The 21,866-nt window shown below is 37.3% G+C and carries 20 protein-coding genes; 13 read left to right on the forward strand and 7 right to left on the reverse strand.

Going from position 1 to position 21,866, the window contains the following annotated elements; genetic code table 11:
- Positions 1-29 precede the first annotated feature (29 nt).
- A complete protein-coding gene (locus DHD80_RS05205; protein WP_251740089.1) occupies positions 30-1,040 on the forward strand; it encodes an NAD-dependent epimerase/dehydratase family protein in 1,011 nt (336 codons plus the stop codon).
- Here DHD80_RS05205 and DHD80_RS05210 read toward each other — a convergent pair.
- Genes DHD80_RS05210 through DHD80_RS05220 form a run of 3 tightly spaced genes read right to left on the reverse strand, consistent with a single transcriptional unit; the run spans position 1,037 to position 3,625 of the window.
- Positions 1,037-1,561, reverse strand: coding sequence for a DUF4296 domain-containing protein (locus DHD80_RS05210; RefSeq protein WP_251740090.1), 525 nt, complete (start codon positions 1,559-1,561; stop codon positions 1,037-1,039). The two genes, DHD80_RS05205 and DHD80_RS05210, sit on opposite strands and share 4 nt — an antisense overlap.
- Positions 1,551-2,894, reverse strand: coding sequence for a dihydroorotase (locus DHD80_RS05215; protein ID WP_251740091.1), 1,344 nt, complete (start codon positions 2,892-2,894; stop codon positions 1,551-1,553). The genes DHD80_RS05210 and DHD80_RS05215 overlap by 11 nt, the downstream gene beginning before the upstream one ends.
- Positions 2,894-3,625, reverse strand: a complete 732-nt coding sequence (locus tag DHD80_RS05220; protein ID WP_251740258.1) for a polyprenol monophosphomannose synthase — start codon at positions 3,623-3,625, stop codon at positions 2,894-2,896. The genes DHD80_RS05215 and DHD80_RS05220 overlap by 1 nt, the downstream gene beginning before the upstream one ends.
- A gap of 101 nt (positions 3,626-3,726) precedes the next feature.
- Here DHD80_RS05220 and DHD80_RS05225 point away from each other — a divergent pair, with 101 nt between their 5' ends.
- Entirely contained in the window at positions 3,727-4,380 is a 654-nt protein-coding gene (locus tag DHD80_RS05225; protein ID WP_251740092.1) for a DUF4271 domain-containing protein, read from the forward strand.
- A gap of 23 nt (positions 4,381-4,403) precedes the next feature.
- Entirely contained in the window at positions 4,404-5,156 is a 753-nt protein-coding gene (locus tag DHD80_RS05230) for a uroporphyrinogen-III synthase (RefSeq protein ID WP_251740093.1), read from the forward strand.
- Positions 5,157-5,234: 78 nt separating this feature from the next.
- Here the strand turns inward: DHD80_RS05230 and pckA are convergent, their stop codons facing one another.
- Complete coding sequence (gene pckA / locus DHD80_RS05235) at positions 5,235-6,830, reverse strand: phosphoenolpyruvate carboxykinase (ATP) (RefSeq protein ID WP_251740094.1); 1,596 nt, start codon at positions 6,828-6,830, stop codon at positions 5,235-5,237.
- A gap of 77 nt (positions 6,831-6,907) precedes the next feature.
- On the reverse strand, positions 6,908-7,297 hold the full coding sequence (locus DHD80_RS05240) for a DUF423 domain-containing protein (RefSeq protein WP_251740095.1): 390 nt from the start codon (positions 7,295-7,297) through the stop codon (positions 6,908-6,910).
- A gap of 66 nt (positions 7,298-7,363) precedes the next feature.
- On the opposite strand from DHD80_RS05240, the gene DHD80_RS05245 reads away from it, so the two are divergent.
- The gene (locus tag DHD80_RS05245; RefSeq protein ID WP_251740096.1) at positions 7,364-8,737 is read left to right on the forward strand and encodes a saccharopine dehydrogenase family protein; all 1,374 of its coding nucleotides are present in this window, start codon (positions 7,364-7,366) and stop codon (positions 8,735-8,737) included.
- 52 nt (positions 8,738-8,789) lie between these two features.
- Complete coding sequence (locus DHD80_RS05250) at positions 8,790-9,260, forward strand: Lrp/AsnC ligand binding domain-containing protein (protein ID WP_251740097.1); 471 nt, start codon at positions 8,790-8,792, stop codon at positions 9,258-9,260.
- 76 nt (positions 9,261-9,336) lie between these two features.
- Here DHD80_RS05250 and DHD80_RS05255 read toward each other — a convergent pair whose 3' ends face one another.
- Positions 9,337-10,029 (reverse strand): zinc metallopeptidase, encoded by a 693-nt coding sequence (locus DHD80_RS05255; RefSeq protein ID WP_251740259.1) that lies wholly within the window; start codon positions 10,027-10,029, stop codon positions 9,337-9,339.
- Positions 10,030-10,229: 200 nt separating this feature from the next.
- On the opposite strand from DHD80_RS05255, the gene pyrH reads away from it, so the two are divergent.
- From pyrH to DHD80_RS05295, 8 genes are all read left to right on the forward strand, one after another.
- On the forward strand, positions 10,230-10,937 hold the full coding sequence (pyrH, locus tag DHD80_RS05260) for a UMP kinase (protein WP_251740098.1): 708 nt from the start codon (positions 10,230-10,232) through the stop codon (positions 10,935-10,937).
- Between the two features lie 22 nt (positions 10,938-10,959).
- Positions 10,960-11,511 (forward strand): ribosome recycling factor, encoded by a 552-nt coding sequence (gene frr / locus DHD80_RS05265; protein ID WP_251740099.1) that lies wholly within the window; start codon positions 10,960-10,962, stop codon positions 11,509-11,511.
- A 101-nt stretch (positions 11,512-11,612) separates the two neighbouring features.
- Positions 11,613-14,075: a DUF5686 and carboxypeptidase-like regulatory domain-containing protein gene (locus DHD80_RS05270; protein WP_251740100.1), complete on the forward strand. Its 2,463-nt coding sequence runs from the start codon at positions 11,613-11,615 to the stop codon at positions 14,073-14,075.
- A gap of 75 nt (positions 14,076-14,150) precedes the next feature.
- Positions 14,151-16,547: an efflux RND transporter permease subunit gene (locus DHD80_RS05275; RefSeq protein WP_251740101.1), complete on the forward strand. Its 2,397-nt coding sequence runs from the start codon at positions 14,151-14,153 to the stop codon at positions 16,545-16,547.
- Between the two features lie 80 nt (positions 16,548-16,627).
- On the forward strand, positions 16,628-18,070 hold the full coding sequence (asnS, locus tag DHD80_RS05280) for an asparagine--tRNA ligase (protein WP_251740102.1): 1,443 nt from the start codon (positions 16,628-16,630) through the stop codon (positions 18,068-18,070).
- Positions 18,071-18,073: 3 nt separating this feature from the next.
- On the forward strand, positions 18,074-18,943 hold the full coding sequence (locus DHD80_RS05285; RefSeq protein ID WP_251740103.1) for an RluA family pseudouridine synthase: 870 nt from the start codon (positions 18,074-18,076) through the stop codon (positions 18,941-18,943).
- Positions 18,944-19,029: 86 nt separating this feature from the next.
- The gene (rpoN, locus tag DHD80_RS05290) at positions 19,030-20,484 is read left to right on the forward strand and encodes an RNA polymerase factor sigma-54 (RefSeq protein WP_251740104.1); all 1,455 of its coding nucleotides are present in this window, start codon (positions 19,030-19,032) and stop codon (positions 20,482-20,484) included.
- On the forward strand, positions 20,484-21,089 hold the full coding sequence (locus DHD80_RS05295) for a hypothetical protein (RefSeq protein ID WP_251740105.1): 606 nt from the start codon (positions 20,484-20,486) through the stop codon (positions 21,087-21,089). Before rpoN ends, DHD80_RS05295 begins: the two co-directional genes overlap by 1 nt.
- Here DHD80_RS05295 and DHD80_RS05300 read toward each other — a convergent pair.
- Positions 21,084-21,797 (reverse strand): porin family protein, encoded by a 714-nt coding sequence (locus DHD80_RS05300; protein WP_251740106.1) that lies wholly within the window; start codon positions 21,795-21,797, stop codon positions 21,084-21,086. The two genes, DHD80_RS05295 and DHD80_RS05300, sit on opposite strands and share 6 nt — an antisense overlap.
- Between the last annotated feature and the right edge of the window lie 69 nt (positions 21,798-21,866).

Consider the following 21,866-nt stretch of genomic DNA (forward strand, 5'->3'; position numbering starts at 1 on the left):
TTCCTAAGTGCTTTAAGTATATTTACCTTATGATTCTTGTCACCGGGGGAACAGGTTTAGTGGGTTCACATCTTTTGCTGAAATTGATTCAGCAGGAAGAAAACGTGAGGGCCTTAAAAAGAGCTTCCAGCGATTTAAGTAAGGTCAAACAGGTTTTTAAGTATTACCTCACGGATGGGCAGGCTGAAGAATTGTTCAAAAAAATTGAATGGTTTGAAGCTGATATTTTAAATATTCCACAACTTACCTTAGCATTTATAGGGATTACTAAAGTGTACCATTGCGCGGCCCATATCAGTTTTGATCCTTCAGATGAAAAAAAGCTGAGAAAAGTTAATATTGAAGGCACTGCCAATATTGTGAATTTCTGCATTCAGAAAAACATCAAAAAGATTTGCCATGTAAGTAGTATTGCCGCACTTGGAGAAAACCCAGGAAATCTGGTCATCGATGAAAATGCCAAATGGAACCCCGAAGGCCATCATAATGATTACGCCATTTCGAAATATGGTGCTGAAATTGAAGTTTGGAGAGCAACACAAGAAGGTTTACAGGCAATTATTGTGAATCCAGGGGTCATCATTGGCCCGGGCTTTTGGGATGATGGCAGCGGCACAATTTTTAGACGAATTGATCAAGGATTAAAATATCATTTTCCAAAAATTACTGGATTTGTAGGAGTTAATGATGTGGTAGCGGGTATGATCTCTTTAATGAATTCAGAAATAAAAAATGAAAATTTTGTCCTGATTTCTGAAAATTTGAGCTTTAAAACAATTTTCGATCTCACCGCGGAAAGCCTGCAAAAAAAGAAACCAAAACAGGAACTTCAAAAATGGATGATTTCAATGGGCTGGATTTTTCAGAAAATTGGCAGTTGGTTTGGAGGAAAGAGGCAAATCACCAGGGAATCGATATATGGCTTATTCAAAGAGGAAAGGTATTCTTCCGTAAAAATTGAAGATCAGTTAAATTTTAAATTTCAGCCTGTAAAAGAGGTGATTGAAGAAACTACAGAATTTTATAAAGCAGATCACTAATTTCCACGATCCATACTATCCAGTTTTCGCAAGGTTGGTGGTAAGGTCAAACTATCCTTAGTCTTTATTCCCGAAATGGAATCCCTTTTACTTTGTAAAGAATCGCGGTCAATTTTCAAAGAATCACTTTTGATGCTATCCAGACTGTCCTGCATTTTTCGCTCTATGAGCTGGCGGGCATCAGCTTTATCTTTTATACGCTGAATGCGGTTGTGAACGCTATCATAAATGCGGTCATAAGTCAAATATTGGGAAGAATAGTACTGGATATTTTCCTTTAGCTGTAAACTATCAATATTGAATTTTTCGTAGAGATATGTTTCCGTATGAATGCCGGTTTGCTCTAATTTGAATTTGTTATAATTCCTAGCGGACTGTATTAAGGCCAGTTCAGTTAAAATATCAACCATTTTGGCTTCAGAAATAAGATTTGGCGGCTTTTCTGTTTTATCCAGATCCTGACAGGAATTCAGCAAAAGAAAACTGAAGAAAATCGCTATATATCCAAACCTATCTCTCAAAACTTAATCTTTCAGCATTCTTTAGGAAAGGCTGGTGTTTAAAGTTTTTATACACCAGTTTTCCGTTTACAAAAGTATGGGTGATCCGGGATTTAAACGTAACACCTTCAAAAGGGGACCAGCCACATTTTGAAAAAATATTATCCGGCTGTACGGCCCATGGAGCATTAAGGTCTACCAGGACCAAATCTGCCTTATAGCCTTCACGTATAAATCCCCTTTTTTCAATTTGAAAAAGGATCGCCGGATTATGACATGCCTTTTCCACGATTTTCTCCAAACTTATTTTCCCCTGATGGTGCATTTGCAACAATGCCGGGAGCGCGTGCTGAACCAATGGCCCACCACTTGGGGCTTTGGTATACACATTTTTCTTTTCAGCTTTGGTATGTGGGGCATGATCTGTAGCGATCACATCAATTCTATTGTCTAACAAAGCTTCTAACAAAGCTTTCTGATCTTTTTCAGTTTTTACGGCAGGGTTCCATTTAATCATGGTTCCTTTCGAAGCATAATCCTTTTCATTGAACCAAAGATGGTGGATACATACTTCCGCAGTAATTTTTTTATCCTTCAAAGCTTTTTTAGAGCTAAAAAGACTAAGTTCCTTCGCCGTAGAAATATGAAAAACGTGCAATCTGGCTCCTGTCTTCTTCGCCAGGCTCACCGCTTTTGATGAAGATTTATAGCAGGCATCTGCACTGCGTATTTTAGGATGAAGTTCCATGGGAATATCTTCTCCATACCGCTCTACACATTCCTGAAGATTTTTCCTGATCGTTTCTTCATCCTCACAATGAGCAGCGATGAGAACGGGGGATTTTTTGAATATTTTCTCCAAAACCTTTTCATCATCAACTAGCATATTCCCTGTAGAAGAACCCAAGAACAATTTTAAAGCGGCAACTTTCTTAGGGTCGATTTTTTCAATCTCCTCCAAATTATCGTTGGTGCCGCCAAACATAAAAGAGAAATTGGCATACGAAGTTTCCCCGGCAATTTGAAATTTCTCTTCCAGTAAATCTATGGTAGTTGTTTGCGGAAGGGTATTGGGCATTTCTATGAAAGAGGTAATCCCTCCAGCTACGGCAGCTTTACTCCCTGTTTCAATAGATTCTTTGTGAGTTAAACCGGGTTCCCTAAAGTGTACCTGATCGTCAATTAAACCTGGAAGCAAATAGGTGCCTTCAGCATCAAAAATATGAACATCTGGAGATTTTGCGCTAATACTGTCTGAAATTTCAGCTATTATACCATCTTCTACAAAAACATCACCTTCAAAAATTTTTCCTTCGTTAACGATCTTTGCGTTTTTAATTAAAACCTTTTTCATCAAACTTTTATACGGTTAAACAGACTTTTCACCTTCATTTTTACTACGCCAAAAACGGCTTCTGAAATTATGGAGCCGCTCATTTTTGAAGTTCCTCTGGTCCTATCTGTAAAAATCACAGGAACTTCAACTATTTTAAAATTAAGCAAATGTGCTTTAAACTTCATTTCGATCTGGAATGCATATCCAACAAATTGAATCTGGGCCAAATTTATATTTTCCAGCACTTCTCTTTTATAACAAACAAAACCAGCCGTTGTATCCTGAATATTCATTCCGGTAACTAAACGAACATATCTTGAGGCCAGCCAGGACATTAAAACCCTGTTCATAGGCCAGTTTATCACATTTACCCCTGTAATATATCGGGAACCAATGGCAACATCAGCTTCCCCTCTTTTACACGCATTGTATAATCTGGCAAGGTCGTTAGGATTATGGGAAAAGTCGGCATCCATTTCAAAAATATAATCATAATTTTTTTTGAGTGCCCATTTAAAACCGTGGATATAGGCTGTTCCCAGGCCTTGCTTTCCCATTCTTTCTTCAATAAACAAACGATCCTCAAACTCAGCCTGCAATTGCCGGACTCTCTCTGCAGTACCATCAGGGGAATTATCATCGACCACCAGAATATGAAACTTTCTTCTTTGCGAAAACACATTGCGTATAATGCGCTCAACGTTTTCAATTTCATTATAAGTGGGTATAATAATTATCCCATTTACCATTTCCTGAATTTTTGCACAAATGTAGCCAAATTTAATGATCAAATCCTGTTCATTAAACGAGGTTTGATACACAATAATTTTACATTTGTAAAAATATTTTTATGGAAGCAGTAGAAAGAGCTTATGAATATCGAGATTGGATCACGCTTCTCTTTATTATTTGCTTTCTTCTCCTTGTTATTGCGAAATCCCTCTACTCACAAAGGTTCCAGGAATTCATCTCTTTGCTCAGCTCGGGTAAATTTATATCCTTTAAGGGAAAGGAAAACAGGGCTTTTCATCCTTTTAACATATTAATGCTATTATTTCAAAGCATTGTCACCTCCATCTTCATATATATAATCTATCGCTATTTTTTTGAGACGGAATATTCTCCATTGGTTATATTTATTCGCATAATAACTGCCTTTATTTGTTTTGTTTTAATTAAAACAGGAGTTGAAAAAATCGTGGCAAATATTTTTGAATTAGATGAAAAAATCGATTATTACCTCTTTCAGAAATTCTCTTACCGCTCTTTTCTTTCCATTTTATTGTTTTTAAGCTCATTAATACTAATTTATGCGGTACAGCCAAACACCTTAATTCTTGCCGTAATCGGTATCATTATTATACTTGGAAACGCTATTGCCATTTTTCTTATCTATAAAAGATATCAAGGACAACTTATACAAAATTGGTTCTATTTTATTTTGTACCTTTGCGCACTTGAAATCGCCCCTTATTATATTTTGTTTAAGGTCATTACAAAATAATAAGATTAAAAGAAGAATCGTATATGAAAGTGAAAACAATTTTGATTTCTCAGCCAGAACCCAAGGTAGAAAATTCACCTTATTTTGAACTTGAGGAAAAACAAAAAGTTAAAATTGATTTCATTCCTTTTATTCATGTTGAAGGTGTTCCATCGAAGGAAGTAAGGCAACAAAAAGTTGATCTTACTAAATTTACAGCGATCATACTTACCAGTAGGAATGCAGTAGACCATTTTTTTAGAATTTCTGAAGAAATGCGTTACAAAGTGCCCGATACCCTTAAATATTTTTGCTTAAGCGAGGCAGTTGCTTATTATTTGCAAAAATATGTGGTTTACCGAAAGCGTAAAATCTATGTTGGGAAAAGAACTTTCGCTGAACTGGCTCCGCTTATCAAGAAATATAAAAATGAGAAGTTTTTATTACCTTCTTCAGATATGCTGAAACCTGATGTTCCCAGAACCTTGAATAAATTAGGTATAGAGTGGAAAAAAGCAGTGTTTTATAAAACTGTGGTTAGTGATCTTTCACATTTAAAAGATGTGACCTATGATGTCCTGGTATTTTTTAGCCCAAGCGGTATCAAATCACTTTTCGAAAATTTCCCTGATTTTAAACAAAATAATACACGAATCGCGGTTTTTGGCAACACAACCATCAAAGCTGCAAAAGAACACGGATTAACCGTGAACATTAAAGCGCCAACTCCGGAAACTCCAAGTATGACGATGGCGATTACGAAGTATATAAACGACGTAAATAAAAAGCACGCGTAACAAACTATTACTTCAGTATAAAATAAAAAAATCCGGTCTTTCAACCGGATTTTTCTTTTCAACTAACAACTAAAACTATTATTTGGGTGCTCCGTTCATAATCTCCTTATTGGCATAAGCCTCAAATTTTTTAAAGTTTTCAGTAAAAAAACTGGACAACTGACCCGCTTTTAGATCGTAGGCAGCCTGATCTTTCCAGGTATTTTTAGGATTTAGTATTTCAGAAGGCACATTATTGCATTCGGTTGGCATTTGTAAACCAAAAATTTTATGAGTATCAAAATTCACCTTCTCAAGTTTTCCCTGTAAAGCCGCACTAATCATCGCACGGGTATATTTCAGTTTCATTCTATTTCCAATTCCGTAAGGCCCACCGGTCCAGCCGGTATTTACCAGCCAAACATTTACATGCGCCTCTTTCATTTTTTTGCTGAGCATTTCAGCATAATTAGTAGGGTGCAAAGGCATGAAGGGTGCACCAAAACAAGCGGAAAAACTAGGTAGTGGTTCTTCCACACCTTCCTCAGTTCCTGCAACTTTAGCTGTGTAACCACTTATGAAATGATAAGCAGCCTGTCCCGGGGTTAATTTTGAAATGGGAGGCAAAACACCAAAGGCATCTGCGGTTAAAAAAAATATATTCTTAGGATTAGTACCCACTGAGGGTTCCTGAATATTATGAATATGATCTATCGGGTAACTCACCCGGGTATTTTGGGTTATGGAAGTATCGGCGAAATCTACATTTCCGGCTTTATCCATCACCACATTTTCCAGAATTGCCCCGGGTTTAATCGCATTATAGATATCCGGTTCATTTTCTTCGGAAAGATTGATCACTTTTGCATAGCAACCACCTTCAAAATTGAAAATAGTATTTTCAGGAGTCCAGCCATGTTCATCGTCCCCAATAAGTCTTCTATCAGGATCTGCTGAAAGCGTTGTCTTACCCGTACCTGAAAGCCCGAAGAAAATCGCGGTATCCCCTTCTTCCCCAACGTTTGCAGAGCAATGCATGGGAAGTGTATTTTTATCTACCGGAAGAATAAAATTCAAGGCTGAAAAAATTCCTTTTTTGATCTCCCCGGTATACCCGGTTCCTCCTATTAAAACAATTTTTTTACTAAAATTTAAGATCGCGAAGTTCTCCTGACGGGTTCCATCAACTTTAGGATTAGCTTTAAATCCAGGTGCGTTTACCACCAGCCAGTCTTCTTTAAAATTTTCAAGCTCAAACTCATTTGGTCTCAGGAACATATTATAGGAAAACATGTTAGACCATGGATATTCGTTAATGATCCGAATATTCAATCTATATTCCTCATCGGCACAGGCATAAGCATCACGGGCAAAGATTTCTTTTCCGCCTAAATAAGCTACCACCTTATTATAAAGGAGGTCGAATTTTTTTGCATCAAACGGAATATTAATATTTCCCCACCAAACTTTGTCTTTGGTGATCGCATCTTCAACTATAAAGCGATCCTTTGGAGACCTCCCGGTAAACTCACCGGTATTCACCGCTAGGGCACCGAAAGCAGTATCCTGCCCCTGTCCCATTTCAATCGTTTTGTCGTGAAGTTTTTTTGGAGATAGTTGATAATGAACTTTAGCATTGTTGATCCCGTAATCCTCTAACGAAATCGTTTTCGTAATTTGGGTGTTTTCAACCATAAAAAATCAATTCTGTTGTGTGTATAGTGGTACAAAAGTAAAAATCTTAAGTAGATAAAGTGCTAATCTGTTTTAATTTATTTCGATTTTAACTTTATAAACCTCCATATCAACATCCCCCAGCCCGTGATTAAAATTGTTCCTCCAAGCGGTGTGAGCATAGCTATTTTTGCAGCATCGAACGCATATAGACTATTCGTAGCAAGCAGGTAAATGGAACCTGAAAAGAGGATAATCCCACTTAAAAACATAAAAAAAATTAAATTATTCAATTTTTTAAGCTGAGATTCCAGGCTGCCTAAAATTAAAAAGAGAAGTGCATGGTACATTTGAAATTTCACTCCCGTTTCAAAAGTTGCAATACTTTCTACAGAAAGGAGATCTTTTAGACCATGCGCAGCAAAAGCTCCAAATAGTACCGCAATTAAACCCAATATCGCCCCAGTAATTAAAAATTTTCGCTGCATATTCAAATTTTATTTCCTCCTAAAGATTAGTACATTCGTTTGCACTACACAAAACTAATTTATTTTATGCGAGAAATATTAATTGTGGGCGCGGGAAAATCTACCTCTGCCCTCATAAGTTACTTACTCGATCAGGCAAAAACTGAAAATCTGCACTTGAGAATTGGGGATCTTCAACTTGAAAATGCCAAAAAAGCTTGTAAAGACCATCGTCGCTGCGAAGCTTTTGAACTGGATATTTTTAATTCTGAAAGTCGGGAAATTGCTGTAAAAAGAGCCAATATTGTCATTTCCATGTTGCCCGCCAGATTTCATATTGAGGTGGCTCGGGATTGTCTCAGGTTTGGAAAAAGTATGGTTACTGCTTCCTATATAAGCGAAGAGATGCAGGCTTTGGATGAAGAAGCCAGGAAGAAAGGACTTGTTTTTATGAATGAGATTGGGGTAGACCCGGGAATTGATCATATGAGCGCGATGCAGGCCTTGAACCGGATTCGGGAAAAAGGCGGAAAAATGGTTCTTTTTGAATCTTTTACCGGCGGCCTGGTGGCTCCGGAAAGCGATAACAATCTCTGGAACTATAAGTTTACCTGGAACCCACGAAATGTGGTGGTGGCCGGCCAGGGAGGTGTTGCTGAATTTATCCAGGAAGGAAAATATAAATACATCCCCTATCACCGACTTTTCCGAAGGACAGAATTTCTGGAAATTGAAGGCTATGGAAAATTTGAAGGTTACGCAAACCGAAATTCCTTAAAATATCAAAGTATTTATGGGCTGGATGAGATACTTACTTTATACCGCGGGACTATTAGGAAAGTAGGTTTTAGTCGTGCCTGGAATATGTTCGTTCAATTAGGAATGACTGATGATAGTTTCGCCATGAACAATTCTGAAGAAATGAGCTATCGTGATTTTATAAATTCTTTTCTTCCTTATTCTCCAAGTGATTCTGTAGAACTAAAAGTGCGGCATAATTTAAAGATCGATCAGGATGATATCATGTGGGAAAAATTGATTGAACTCGACCTCTTTAATCCTAGTAAAAAAATCGGGATTAAAGACGCTACACCCGCAATGGCGCTTCAGAAGATATTAATGGATAAATGGACTTTATCTGAAGATGATAAAGATATGATCGTGATGTACCACAAATTCGGTTATGAGTTAAATGGAAAAATGCACCAGATAGATTCCACCATGGTAAGTGTTGGCGAAAATCAAACCTACACTGCTATGGCTAAAACGGTGGGTTTACCCGTTGCTATCGCTACGATTATGATCTTAAATGGTGAAATTGAAACTCCGGGAGTACAACTTCCTATTAAAAAAGAGGTTTACGAACCCATACTCAAAAAATTAGAAACTCATGGTATTATTTTTAAAGAAAAAGAGGTAGATTATCTAGGATATAATCCATTTGGTGCGGTGGGTAATTAATATTTGAAAGCATTTTTTGTAAATTAGCTTTACAATCAAAAAATTTCCCCAAATGAAAATGATTAAAGAGAATGTAAAGCTGGACGGAATCGATAAAACAATTCTTACTGCTTTAATGGAAGATGCCAAACGCCCCATCTTAGAAATTGCCAAAGGAATAGGGATAACCGGGGCCGCGGTGCACCAAAGGCTTCGAAAACTGGAAAATTCCGGACTTATTGAGGGTTCAAAGATGATGCTGAACGCCAAAATGTTGGGGTATAAGACTATGGCTTTTGTAGGAGTCTATCTGGATAAAGCAGTAAGCAATCCCCAGGCAGTTCAAAAGCTAAAGCAAATACCTGAAGTTATCGAAAGTCATTACACTACGGGTAACTGGTCTATTTTCCTAAAAATCCTTTGTAGGGATAATGAACATTTGATGAATGTTTTAAACAAAGACATTCAGGCGATCGAAGGTGTGTCCAGAACCGAAACTTTCATTTCCTTAAACCAGCAAATTAACAGGCAGATCAAAATTTAATGTCTATTAAAAGTAGTTTTTTAATAAAAAAAATATAGTCAAATAATCCTCTTCATATACTCGAGTGAAGAATTTACTAATCCCTGCCCATATATAAGCTTACAAAATATAATAAAGTGGCCAGTGAACCAACAGCTGCTACTACATAAGTCCTTGCTGCCCATTTCAGCGAATCTTCTGCAGCATCATGCTCCGCTCTGGTTAACATATTTTCTGTTTCCAACCAAACCAGTGCACGCTTACTAGCATCATATTCCACAGGAAGTGTTATAAAACTAAAGAGTGTTCCTAAACCATACATAATAATTCCAATTAACAACACGGTTTTTCCTACTCCTGCTCCAACCATAGTCATCAGTATCAATCCACCAAAAATAGCCCATTGCGAAAATTTAGAGGCAATACTTACCACTGGCACCAATTTACTCCTCATTTGTAACCAGCTATAAGCTTTGGCATGTTGTACGGCATGTCCACATTCGTGGGCAGCAACCGCAGCAGCCGCAGCATTACGTTGCGAAAAAACGCCTTCACTAAGGTTAACCGTTTTCTTGGCAGGATTGTAATGATCTGAAAGCATTCCAGGTGTGGAAATCACCTTTACATCATTAATTCCATTATCATGAAGCATTTTTTCGGCGATCTCCCTACCGCTTAATCCATTTTGAAGATGGACTTTAGAATACTTCTTAAATTTGCTTTTTAGTTTGTTGCTCACATACATGCTAACCAGAAAAATAATCCCGGCGATGATGTAATATCCATAGATTCCCATTGAATTTTTTTTTAAATGTTCCTTTCTCAAAAGTAGCAAAAATCCAGCCACTTCTAATTTTTTTAAATACAGCTAGATAAAACTGTCAGGCATTTAAAACGGAACGAAGTTGCTAAAGCTTTCCAAATTAACTTCAGAATATTTTACAAATTCAGATATTAGCTATATTTGCAACGATTAATTAAAAATCTGCTATGCATTATAAACGAATACTTTTGAAACTTTCCGGAGAAGCGCTAATGGGCGAACGTCAATATGGCATAGATCCAAAGCGTTTGGCAGAATATGCCGAGGAAATTAAAAGTGTAGTAGACCATGGAATTGAACTCGCCATCGTGATAGGTGGCGGAAATATTTTTCGAGGTGTTTCCGGAGCCAGCCGCGGCATGGATCGCGTCCAGGGTGATCACATGGGAATGCTTGCCACCGTTATAAACGGGCTCGCTTTACAAAGCGCACTGGAGGATGCAGAGATACAAACCAGGCTGCAATCTGCCATTAAGATCAATGAGGTGGCTGAACCTTTTATCCGAAGAAAAGCTATCCGGCATTTAGAAAAAGGCAGAGTTGTAATATTTGGAGGTGGAACCGGTAATCCCTATTTTACCACAGATTCTGCAGCAGTTTTAAGGGCTATTGAAATTAATGCAGACGTTATCCTGAAAGGTACACGGGTTGATGGGATTTACAATGCAGATCCTGAAAAAGATAAAAAAGCCACTAAATTTGATTTTATTAGCTTTGAAGATGTGATCAAGAAAGGTTTAAAAGTGATGGATACCACCGCTTTTACGCTAAGTCAGGAAAATGAACTTCCCATTGTAGTGTTCGACATGAATACTCCGGGAAATCTTTTAAGAGTAGTGACCGGTGAAAATATTGGGACTAAAGTAAATTTATAAAAAACAGAAAAAATATATTAGCATGGACGAAGTTGAATTTATTCTGGAGGAAACCAAAGAAGGGATGGAAAAAGCTATCTCTCACCTAAGAAAACAACTTACAAATATTCGCGCCGGGAAAGCCAGCCCGAGTATGCTGGGGAGTGTAATGGTAGAATATTATGGATCTCAAACACCATTACAACAAGTGGCGAATGTGAATACTCCAGATGCCAGGACGCTTAGCATCCAACCTTTTGAAAAAAGTATGATTGGTGAAATTCAAAGAGGGATTATGCACGCAAACCTTGGATTTAATCCTATGAATAATGGGGAAAGCGTAATCATTAACGTACCACCCTTAACTGAGGAAAGAAGGATACAACTTTCAAAACAGGCAAAAGCTGAAGCGGAAGATGCAAAAGTTGGGGTAAGAAATGATCGTAAAAACGCAAATAACGAATTGAAGAAGTTGGATATTTCTGAAGATCTCTTAAAAAATGCTGAAGCAGAGATTCAGGAGTTAACGGATAGTCACATTAGCAAGATCGATGAAATCTTTAATGTGAAAGAAAAAGAGATCATGACTGTATAAAAGATACACTCTTAAAAGCATCATGCCGGGGCAAACTAAAATATCTTAGTTTTTCTCCGGCATTTTTTATTAAAAACGTAATTTAATCCCAAATTATATCAATGCGGTCAATTCTCCTGGTCCTTTTTCTTATCTGCAACTTTTCGCTATGTGCCCAAGGAATTATTAAAGGAAGAATTTTAAACCAGGAAAACAGGGAACCACTTCCCTACGCACACATTGAAACTTCAGAAGGAACCACAATTCTCACTAATATCGACGGTAGTTTTCAACTTCCTGTAGAGAAAGATTCCGTAGAGATTTCTATTTCCTATATAGGTTTTCAGAGTAGGAAAACCACACTTTACACAGCTACAATTTTTATTGAGATTAGTTTAAAGCCTTCCATGCAAAATTTGAATGAGGTGGTTATTTCTGCTGGACCAAATCCTGCCAATACTATTATTCAGAAAGCTTTAGACAACAAAAATCGAAACGATCCTGAAAAGTACCTGGAAAACTTCAGTTATAAGAGCTACACAAAATTTATTGTCGATAATGAGACCGGAGATTTAAATCTTTCAGCTGATTCTACTTCCGCAGAAATTGAAACAATTTTAAATGACGGCCGGGCTTATTTATCTGAAAAAGCATCAACCCATTATTTTGAAAAAGGAAAAGGAACTATTGAAGTTGTTGAAGGTGTAGAAACGGCCGGTTTTGAAAATCCTGTTTATGAGGTGCTGGCGCTTGAGGTAAATCCTTTTTCGCTCTATAAAAACAACTATTCCCTTTTTAAAACAGAATATGCTTCTCCATTGGGACGCGAAGCACTGGAAAATTACTCTTTTAAAATTCTGGATACCATCCAGGGCAATCGTCCTGCTTATATGATCTATTTTAAACCGAAAAGGGATAGGATCGTTGCGGGCCTGGAAGGAATTCTATATCTGGACACAGAAACCTATGCGATTCAAAAAGCTACCGCGCAATTGCTGGGAGCGATCAAACTGCAGGTAGACCATAGTTATACCTATCTAAAAGAGGAAAATATCTGGTTTCCATCTACACAGGAAACAACAATTAGACCGGGAAAAGGAGGTAAGGAAATTGCCATTTTTGGGGGGTCAATAAGTGTAGGGGCTATTCAACAAAAAAGAGGGTTTTTCCAAAGACTTCTTAAATCACCAATTCTACCCAATGACCTGTATCTTACGGTCAGCTCAAAAAATGAGGAAATTTTAATTCCCGGAGAACCTTACGAAAAAAGAAGGATTGCTAAAATTATGGTAAATCTGGAAGCTACGGAGAGAAAACCTGATTTTTGGGAAACTGAAAGGCTAATTCCGTTTACAAATCGAGATATGGCGGCGAAAGCAAAAGTAGACTCCCTCATCCAAAGCGGGAATGTAAAACGAAAATTACAGGTGAAAGATGCTATTTCCAGAGGTTATTATCCTATTGGGATTGTTGACCTGGATATCAGCAAAATTTTCAAAACGAATGTTTATGAAGGGCTTCGTTTAGGTTTAGGCCTTAGAACAAATGAGAAATTATTTGAAAATTTTAGCCTGGAAGGCTATACCACCTATGGTTTTGGTGATGAGGCCTTAAAATATGGAGCCGGCGCAAATTTTTATCTCAATCCCCGAACGTCTACCACGCTCAAATTTTATGTTTCTAAAGACATTGATGAAACAGGATCAGTCAAATTTTTGAAAGGGGACAATCCTTTTTCGCTTATAGAGCCGCGGTCTGTAAATGCTGATTTTTTCTATACTTATCAAACTTACTGGACGGGAATTGAGCATCAAATCACTTCAAATTTTAATGGCGAATTAAGGTTGAAAAGGGATGAGATCACACAAATTCAGGATTACCAGTATTTATACAATGACCAGTTGTTTAGCGATTATAATTTATCTACCGCGATATTTTCATTTTTGTGGCGACCATTTTCTAAATATCTCAGCACTCCGGATAGAACTGTAATGACTGAAAAAAACTTTCCGCAGTTTACCGGTCAAATCGAACAGTCTTTCAGGAATTTAGCAGATGGTGATTTTACTTTTACCAGATTGGGGGTTAGGGCAGATCATGAAATTAAAAGACTGGACAAATCACGGACCGAATTTATTCTGGAAGGAAACTATGTTTTTGGAGATTTCCCTTTAACCCATGCCTTTCATTCCTTTCCCAACAATCCCAATGAGCTGGAAATTTTTCAAAGATTTTCCGTTGCGGGTCGAAATAGTTTTGAAACCATGTATTTTAATGAATTCTTTAGTGATAGACAGGCCATGTTCCATGTGAGACATCAATTGAGACCATTTAATATCACCGAGCAACTAAAACCTGAACTTGTTTTTATTTCCAGGTTTGCGATCGGGGATTTTCAAAACCCACAGGATCATATCAATATTGAATTTGATACTTTAGATAAAGGTTTCTCTGAAGTTGGGATGGAACTTAATAAAATATTTGCCGGTTTTGGGCTAAGCACTGCTTATAGATATGGTGCTTATCACCTGCCAACTTTTAAGGAGAATTTTTCATTTAAATTCACGCTCATTCTTGAGTTATAGGTGCTAAAAGATTAATATCTTAAAGCCAAATGGTTTCGTACCTATTTTTTACCTTTGCGCCGCTAAAAAACTAACATGCATAAGATTTTTAGCTTTGGATTTTGGAATTCCATCGCTCGCTTAATTTTAAGAAATCGCATAGTGATCATGGTAATAATTGCCATAATTACGATTCTGCTTAGTACTCAATGGAAAAACATGCGTTTCTCTTTTACGGAAGCTAACCTCATGCCAGATGAGCATCCGGTAAATGTGGTATATCAGGATTTTTTGAACAGGTTTGGCGAAGAGGGAAACCTTATCCTTTTGGGGGTAAAAGATTCTGCACTTTTTAATACTGAGAAATTTAAAGCCTGGAATGCTTTAACCGATAGGCTTACCAAATATCCTGAAGTTGATTATATCATTTCGCCTGCAAGTTTAAAGGAGCTGAAAAAGCGTGAAAATCCCAAGCGGTTTGAAATGGTTCCGATTCTGAAAACCAACAGCCCGGATAGTATTCAGCTGAAGGATTTTGAAAATAAACTTTTTACCGAACTTCCCTTTTACGAAAATCTGGTTTACAGTTCCCATTCCAATACGATACAATCTGCCCTTTATCTTAACCAGGAACTGGTAAATACAAAAGCCAGAAAGATTTTTGTGCTGGAAGAATTAAATCCGCTCATCGAGAAATTCGAAGCAGACTATGGTATCGATGTGCGAATTTCAGGCATGCCCTATATACGTACGCTGAATTCTCAAAACATCATCGACGAAATTGGCCTTTTTATCCTGGCAGCCTTAGTGGTAACTTCTTTAATATTCTTTTTCTTCTTTAGGTCGATACGCGCCACGCTTATTTCCATGTTTACCGTTTGTATCGGGGTAATGTGGGCTTTTGGTTTTATTGGCCTGCTCAATTACGAGATCACCATTTTAACGGCGCTTATTCCTCCGCTTATTATTGTAATTGGAATTCCAAACTGTATTTTTCTAATTAATAAATATCAGCAGGAGATTCAAAATCACGGGAACCAGGCGAAATCCTTACAACGGGTAATTACCAAAATAGGGAATGCAACTTTGATGACCAACTTAACCACGGCTTCCGGTTTTGCTACTTTTATTTTGACAGATAGTAAATTGCTCAGGGAATTTGGAGTTGTCGCTTCCATCAATATCCTGGCGATCTTTGTTTTAAGCTTGCTGATCATTCCAATTATTTACAGCTATCTACAAACTCCCAAAGACAGGCATTTAAGGCATTTGAACAAGCGATGGATTGGCGGGTTTGTACACTGGATGGAGAAAATGGTAAGAAAAAAGAGGATCACTATTTATATTTCTTCAATAGCACTTCTGGTTTTAAGCATTATTGGAATTTATAATATTAAGATCTCCGGAAGTTTACTGGAAGACATGCCACATAATACCCAATTCTTTGAAGACGTAAAGTTCTTTGAACAAGAATTTGATGGGGTGATGCCATTGGAAATTTTTATCGATGCAAAAAAACCAAAAAGTGTCCTGAAACTTTCCACCCTTAAGCGAATGGATAAACTTGAAGATATCATTAAAGATATTCCTGAATTATCTAACCCACTTTCAGTCACCAGGCTCGCGAAGTATTCTAAACAGGCTTATTATAATGGAAATCCAAAATATTATCAGTTACCAACTTCACAGGAGCAGAATTTTATTCTCCCCTATGCCAAAGGAATCGCTTCAGAAGAGAGTTTGTTGCAATCTTATGTAGATTCAACCGGACAGTACGCCCGCATCACCACTTTTATGAAAGATGTGGGAACTGAAAAAATGGAGGAAATTGAAGAAGATCTAATTCCGCAGATCGAGAAAATTTTTCCACCGGAAAGATATGACGTGAATTTAACCGGAAAAGCTTTATTATTTCAAAAAGGAACAACGTATTTGGTTAAGAACCTTATCATCTCACTTGGTTTGGCAATTTTTTTAATTGCAATCCTTATGGCCTGGATGTTTAGAAGTTTTAGAATGATCTTGATTTCGCTTGTGCCCAACCTTTTACCTTTATTAATAACCGCAGGGATGATGGGCTTTTTGGGAGTACCCATTAAACCTTCTACAATTTTGGTTTTTAGTATTGCTTTTGGGATATCAGTAGATGACACGATTCACTTTCTGGCAAAATACAGGCAGGAACTTAAAGTTAATGACTGGAAAATTAAACGTTCGGTGTATGCGGCTTTACGTGAAACCGGCGTAAGCATGTTTTATACATCCATTGTTTTATTCTTTGGATTTTCCGTATTTATGATCAGTAGTTTTGGGGGAACCGTTGCTTTGGGTGGCCTTGTATCGGCCACCCTGCTTTTTGCCATGCTTTCAAATCTTTTGTTACTACCAAGTATGCTGCTTTCGTTGGAACGCAGTATCGCTAATAAAGAGGTCTTAAAAGAACCGGCCATGAAGATCATCGAAACCGAAGATGAGCCGGAAGAATTAATTTAAATATCCCGGACTTTAGGAAGCCGCATACTTGTTAAGCTTCATGCGAAAAACTATCTTTGTCCCTTAAAATTTTTGAAGAAATGATTCAAGCCAAAATCGCTGAAATATTAGAAAGCGATCAGTTTTTACAGGAATTTCATATTAGGGGTTGGGTGCGTTCTTTTCGCAGCAACCGGTTCATTGCTTTAAATGATGGATCTACCATAAATAACCTTCAGTGTGTCATAGATTTTGAAAACACTTCCGAAGAAACGCTGAAAAGGATTAATGTGGGAGCAGCAATTTCAGTAAAAGGAACGTTACAGGAGAGTCAGGGAAGTCAGCAACGGGTTGAAGTTGAAGTGCAGGAATTAAAAATTCTGGGCGATGCCAATCCCGACGAGGTGAAATTAACCATCTTATCCCCAAAAAAGCATAGTCTTGAAAAACTTCGGGAACAGGCTCATTTACGCGTAAGAACAAATACTTTCGGAGCAGTGATGAGGCTACGGAGCAAACTTTCTTTTGCCGTGCATAAATATTTTCAGGAAAAGAATTTTTATTATGTAAATACTCCAATTATCACGGGTAGTGATGCTGAAGGTGCCGGGGAAATGTTTAAAGTGACTGCGATGGATTTAAAAAATCCTTCAAAAAATGAAGATGGCTCTATCAATTATAAAGATGATTTCTTCGGAAAGGAAACCAATCTTACAGTTTCCGGACAGTTAGAAGCAGAAACTTTTGCTTTGGCCTTAGGGCAGGTTTATACGTTTGGCCCAACGTTTAGGGCAGAGAATTCAAATACTTCCCGGCATTTAGCTGAATTTTGGATGATTGAACCCGAAGTTGCCTTTTGTGACCTGGACGGAAATATGGACCTTGCGGAAGATTTCATTAAATATGTGATTAAATATGTACTTGAAAATTGCCAGGAAGACCTGGAATTTTTAAATAAGCGTTTTGTCACTGAAAATAATGCCAAGCCTAAACTGGAACGCAGTGAAATGGACCTTCTGGAGAAATTGAATTTCGTTCTGGATAATAACTTTAAAAGAGTTAGTTATACGGAGGCGATCGAAATACTGAAGAATTCCAAGCCAAATAAAAAGAAGAAATTCAACTATATTATTGAAGAATGGGGCGCCGATCTTCAAAGTGAACATGAGCGCTTTCTGGTAGAAAAGCATTTTAAATCTCCGGTCATACTTTTTGATTATCCTGCGAAGATCAAGGCTTTCTATATGAGATTAAATGAAGATGGAAAAACCGTACGGGCGATGGATATTCTTTTCCCCGGGATTGGTGAGATCGTTGGTGGAAGCCAGCGGGAAGAAAGACTGGATGTTTTGAAAGAAAAAATGCAGGAATTAAATATTCCTGAGGAAGAACTTTGGTGGTACCTAGATACGCGAAAATTTGGTACCTGTGTGCATAGTGGATTTGGCCTCGGTTTTGAAAGACTGGTACAATTTGCCACCGGAATGTCTAATATCAGGGACGTAATTCCTTTCCCCAGAACTCCACAGAACGCAGAATTCTAAATTTTGAAAATACTCGAAACGCATATTGTTCCTGCAGTCTCCCAAAAAATTAGATTGCAGGAATATGCGGTTTCCATTTTTATAAACTGCCCTACAAAAAGTTCCCTCAAAAAAGCAATAAAGAAAAAACAAATCTTAGTTGATGGGATTCCTGCCACAACTTCTTTGTGGGTTGAAAAAGGAATGCAAATAGATTTATTACAAGACAACCAAGTAAACAAGATTTTTGAACTTCAAATTCCAGTGCTTTTCGAAGATGAATTTGTGGCTGTTGTAAATAAACCTCCTGGTTTGCCCACAAGCGGTAATTTCTTTAAAACACTGGAAAATTGTTTGCCTTATAATCTTAAATTCTCGGGAGAAACTGATGCATTAAATAATCCACTTCCTGCGCACCGTTTAGATAGTTCCACCTCCGGTTTAGTTGTATGTGCTAAAACCCAAACCTCTTTACGTAAACTCCAGCAGGACTTTCAGAATAAATGTATCGAAAAAGAATATGTGGCGCTCGTCTATGGAAAACTGGATGGAACTAAAAATATTGAAATTCCAATTCAGGGGAAAAAATCCAAAACCATAGTAACAGTTTTAGCATCCTATAAAATTGACGGTATGAATTATACCTTAATAAGAGCTAAACCGGAAACTGGCAGAACCCATCAAATAAGAATTCATTTATCAGACTCTGGTTATCCACTTGTGGGGGACAAGATTTATTCGAATATACATTCTGAATTTTTTAAAGGGAAAAGTCTTTTTCTTTTTGCCCGGAAATTAAAATTTCAACACCCCCTTACATCAGAACAACTTCAATTTTCCCTACCCCTACCCAAAAAATTCAGAAATCTTAAGAATCTCAAAGGTTCACATTAACAAAAGTTTACCACCACAGTTGTCGTGCCAAACACATTTTGGCTTGTATTTTCCTTATTTTTGTTATGAAGGACATAGTTTTTATTATGCTTAAACAACAATTAAATTTTAAATTATCCCAGAAATTATCTCCACAACAAATCCAGTTGATGAAGTTAATTCAATTGCCCACGATGGCTTTTGAACAACGAATTAAACAGGAAATGGAAGAGAATCCGGCATTGGAAGACGGGAAAGAAGAAAGGGTTGATGAGTATGATGAAATGAGCAATGAAAACTCTGATGAAGAAGATTATGAATCTATTGAAACTGAAATTGATATAGATGAATATTTAAGTGATGATGAAATTCCAAGTTATCGCCTTCAGTCCAATAATTACAGTGCAGATGATGAGGACAAACACGTTCCGTATGCTGCAGGGACTTCTTTTACCCAACACTTAATAACTCAGCTCAATACCTTCCGTTTTAGTGAAATTGAGAAGGAAATCGCTGAATTTCTTGTAGGAAGTGTTGATGAAAGCGGATACATTCGCCGTGATATCATGGATATTGTGGATGATTTGGCCTTTACCATGAATATTTATACCGATGAAGAAACTGTTGAGAATGTGCTCAATAAAGTACAAAAACTGGATCCTGCTGGCGTAGGAGCCAGAAGTCTTCAAGAATGCTTACTAATTCAATTGCGAAGAAAGGAATCTACTAAATCTGTCGCTCTTGCCTTGGATATTATGGAACGCTCTTTTGACCAGTTCAGTAAAAAGCATTATAAAAAATTACTTTCCCGTCATGATATAACGGAGGATGAATTGCGTGACGCCATTGAAGTGATTGAACACTTAAATCCTAAACCGGGTGGTTCTTTCGCCGGAAATTTGCGCATGGTCGAGCATGTAATCCCAGATTTTGCCATTAAAATTGAAGATGGTGAACTGCAGTTGACCTTAAATGGGCGAAATGCTCCGGAAATGCATATTTCCAGGGATTACAGCAACATGATGAAAGGATACAAGGAAGCCAAAGAAAAAACCAAGGCACAGAAGGATGCGGTAATGTTCATAAAGCAGAAACTGGATGCTGCCAAGTGGTTTATAGAAGCGATCAAGCAAAGGCAGCAAACATTGATGGTGACTATGAGTTCTATTATGAACTATCAAAAAGAATATTTCTTAACCGGAGACGAGCGAAATTTGCGCCCTATGATCCTTAAAGATATCGCTGATGAAATTGAAATGGATGTTTCCACAGTTTCCAGGGTGGCCAATTCAAAATATGTGGATACGCCGTATGGCACAAAACTGATCAAGGAATTCTTTTCTGAATCGATGACCAATGACCAGGGAGAAGAAGTTTCAACCAGAGAGATTAAAAAGATCCTTGAAATGTCTATAGAAGAGGAAAATAAAAGAAAACCTTTAACCGATGAAAAACTGGCGAAGGTTTTATTAGAAAAAGGTTATCCCATTGCCAGAAGAACGGTTGCAAAGTATCGCGAACAACTGGATATTCCTGTGGCAAGACTTCGTAAAGAGATTTAATGAAACAGGTTTTAAAACTCGCTTCTTATCTATTTCACCCGGTTTGGATGCCATTTTTGGGGAGTTTGCTCTATTTCTTATTAATTCCCCGGTACTTTCCAGAAGATATTGTTAAAGCCAAGCTTTTAGCAATTGCAATTATCACCATTTTCATCCCTATTGTTTTTTATTTCCTACTAAAAAATTTAGGAAAAGCAAGCAATGTTTTTTTAAGGAACGTTGCGGAGAGGAGATGGCCACTGTTCTTTTTTAGCCTGCTATGCTTTATGGTGCTTTACCAGATACTAAACGTTTATAATTATCCAGCACTCTATTTTTACTTCGTTGGAATATTAGCTTCTACCCTTATCGCTTATATTCTTACCTTTTTAAAACTGAAAATAAGTTTACATATGATGGGAATCGGCGGACTACTAATGTTCTTCGTTGCCTTTTGTATTTATTTCCACCTTTATTTTATTTACACCATCTGCTTTTTAATAATCGCTACCGGACTTACTGCTTCCTCACGACTTTATTATAAAGCCCATACGCCATGGGAATTATTTCTGGGATTAGTTATTGGAATAGCTCCTCAAATCATCGTACTCAAATTCTGGCTATAGTATATAAAAGTTTAACCCTATTTGAAGCGTAGTCATATCAATAGGTTTCTCATTTAAGAATGCATCCTTAAAGAACGGATTTAATGCATAATAGAACTGGAAATTAAAGGTGTTATAACCAAAGGTGAACGTTGTACCCAATCTAAATCTATTCAGTTCGGGAATATCATTTAAAATTATCTGAGTTGAGCCATTCTTATAATTACTGCGGAAGTTATACATGTATCCCAATCGAAACCCAGTGTAAATCCTCCAAAACTTATAAGTTTCGGGGGTAGAGGTTCTCCATCTAAATTCAATGGGCATTTCTAACAGTTGAGTAGTAAATCTATTCGTGGTATAATTTAAGTTTTCCAGACTTGAAAAGCTTGTTTCCCCATTTTCGCCTTTCTGGATCGCCAGGTTCTGACCATAGCTGTTTATAGACCAGCCGGCCCCTATTCCCAGAGCAATATTTCTTCTCTCATTGAGTGGAAAATCCCTAATAAATCCAACATGAATCCCTCCAGAGAAACTTTCCTGGGAAACCTCTTTAGGTAAATTAGTGACCAGATTAAAACTAAAGCCTATGTAGAATTGATCTTCCCTGTATAAACTGTCAATTGTAAAAGGAATAGAATCTGATATTTCATAATGCCGTTCCTCATCCTGAGAAAAGGATAAAATGGGCATTAACATAAAAATCAGCGCAATTAGGTTCCTGGTCATAAAGGATAGTAAAGTTTAAATATAAAAAAACATCCTGTCTGGTGTAACCCAGAGCAGGATGTTTTTTTA

The organism is Gramella sp. AN32, assembly GCF_023718305.1.
In the GTDB taxonomy this organism is placed as follows: Bacteria; Bacteroidota; Bacteroidia; order Flavobacteriales; family Flavobacteriaceae; genus Christiangramia; species Christiangramia antarctica.

Excerpts from the sequence above, each read along its gene's own strand:
- DHD80_RS05205 (WP_251740089.1), top strand. The coding sequence starts at position 30 with ATGATTCTTGTCACCGGGGGAACAGGTTTAGTGGGTTCACATCTTTTG.
- DHD80_RS05215 (WP_251740091.1), bottom strand. The coding sequence starts at position 2,894 with ATGAAAAAGGTTTTAATTAAAAACGCAAAGATCGTTAACGAAGGAAAA.
- DHD80_RS05220 (WP_251740258.1), bottom strand. The coding sequence starts at position 3,625 with ATGGTAAATGGGATAATTATTATACCCACTTATAATGAAATTGAAAAC.
- DHD80_RS05225 (WP_251740092.1), top strand. The coding sequence starts at position 3,727 with ATGGAAGCAGTAGAAAGAGCTTATGAATATCGAGATTGGATCACGCTT.
- DHD80_RS05230 (WP_251740093.1), top strand. The coding sequence starts at position 4,404 with ATGAAAGTGAAAACAATTTTGATTTCTCAGCCAGAACCCAAGGTAGAA.
- pckA (WP_251740094.1), bottom strand. The coding sequence starts at position 6,830 with ATGGTTGAAAACACCCAAATTACGAAAACGATTTCGTTAGAGGATTAC.
- DHD80_RS05240 (WP_251740095.1), bottom strand. The coding sequence starts at position 7,297 with ATGCAGCGAAAATTTTTAATTACTGGGGCGATATTGGGTTTAATTGCG.
- DHD80_RS05245 (WP_251740096.1), top strand. The coding sequence starts at position 7,364 with ATGCGAGAAATATTAATTGTGGGCGCGGGAAAATCTACCTCTGCCCTC.
- DHD80_RS05250 (WP_251740097.1), top strand. The coding sequence starts at position 8,790 with ATGAAAATGATTAAAGAGAATGTAAAGCTGGACGGAATCGATAAAACA.
- pyrH (WP_251740098.1), top strand. The coding sequence starts at position 10,230 with ATGCATTATAAACGAATACTTTTGAAACTTTCCGGAGAAGCGCTAATG.
- frr (WP_251740099.1), top strand. The coding sequence starts at position 10,960 with ATGGACGAAGTTGAATTTATTCTGGAGGAAACCAAAGAAGGGATGGAA.
- DHD80_RS05270 (WP_251740100.1), top strand. The coding sequence starts at position 11,613 with ATGCGGTCAATTCTCCTGGTCCTTTTTCTTATCTGCAACTTTTCGCTA.
- DHD80_RS05275 (WP_251740101.1), top strand. The coding sequence starts at position 14,151 with ATGCATAAGATTTTTAGCTTTGGATTTTGGAATTCCATCGCTCGCTTA.
- asnS (WP_251740102.1), top strand. The coding sequence starts at position 16,628 with ATGATTCAAGCCAAAATCGCTGAAATATTAGAAAGCGATCAGTTTTTA.
- rpoN (WP_251740104.1), top strand. The coding sequence starts at position 19,030 with ATGCTTAAACAACAATTAAATTTTAAATTATCCCAGAAATTATCTCCA.
- DHD80_RS05295 (WP_251740105.1), top strand. The coding sequence starts at position 20,484 with ATGAAACAGGTTTTAAAACTCGCTTCTTATCTATTTCACCCGGTTTGG.
- DHD80_RS05300 (WP_251740106.1), bottom strand. The coding sequence starts at position 21,797 with ATGACCAGGAACCTAATTGCGCTGATTTTTATGTTAATGCCCATTTTA.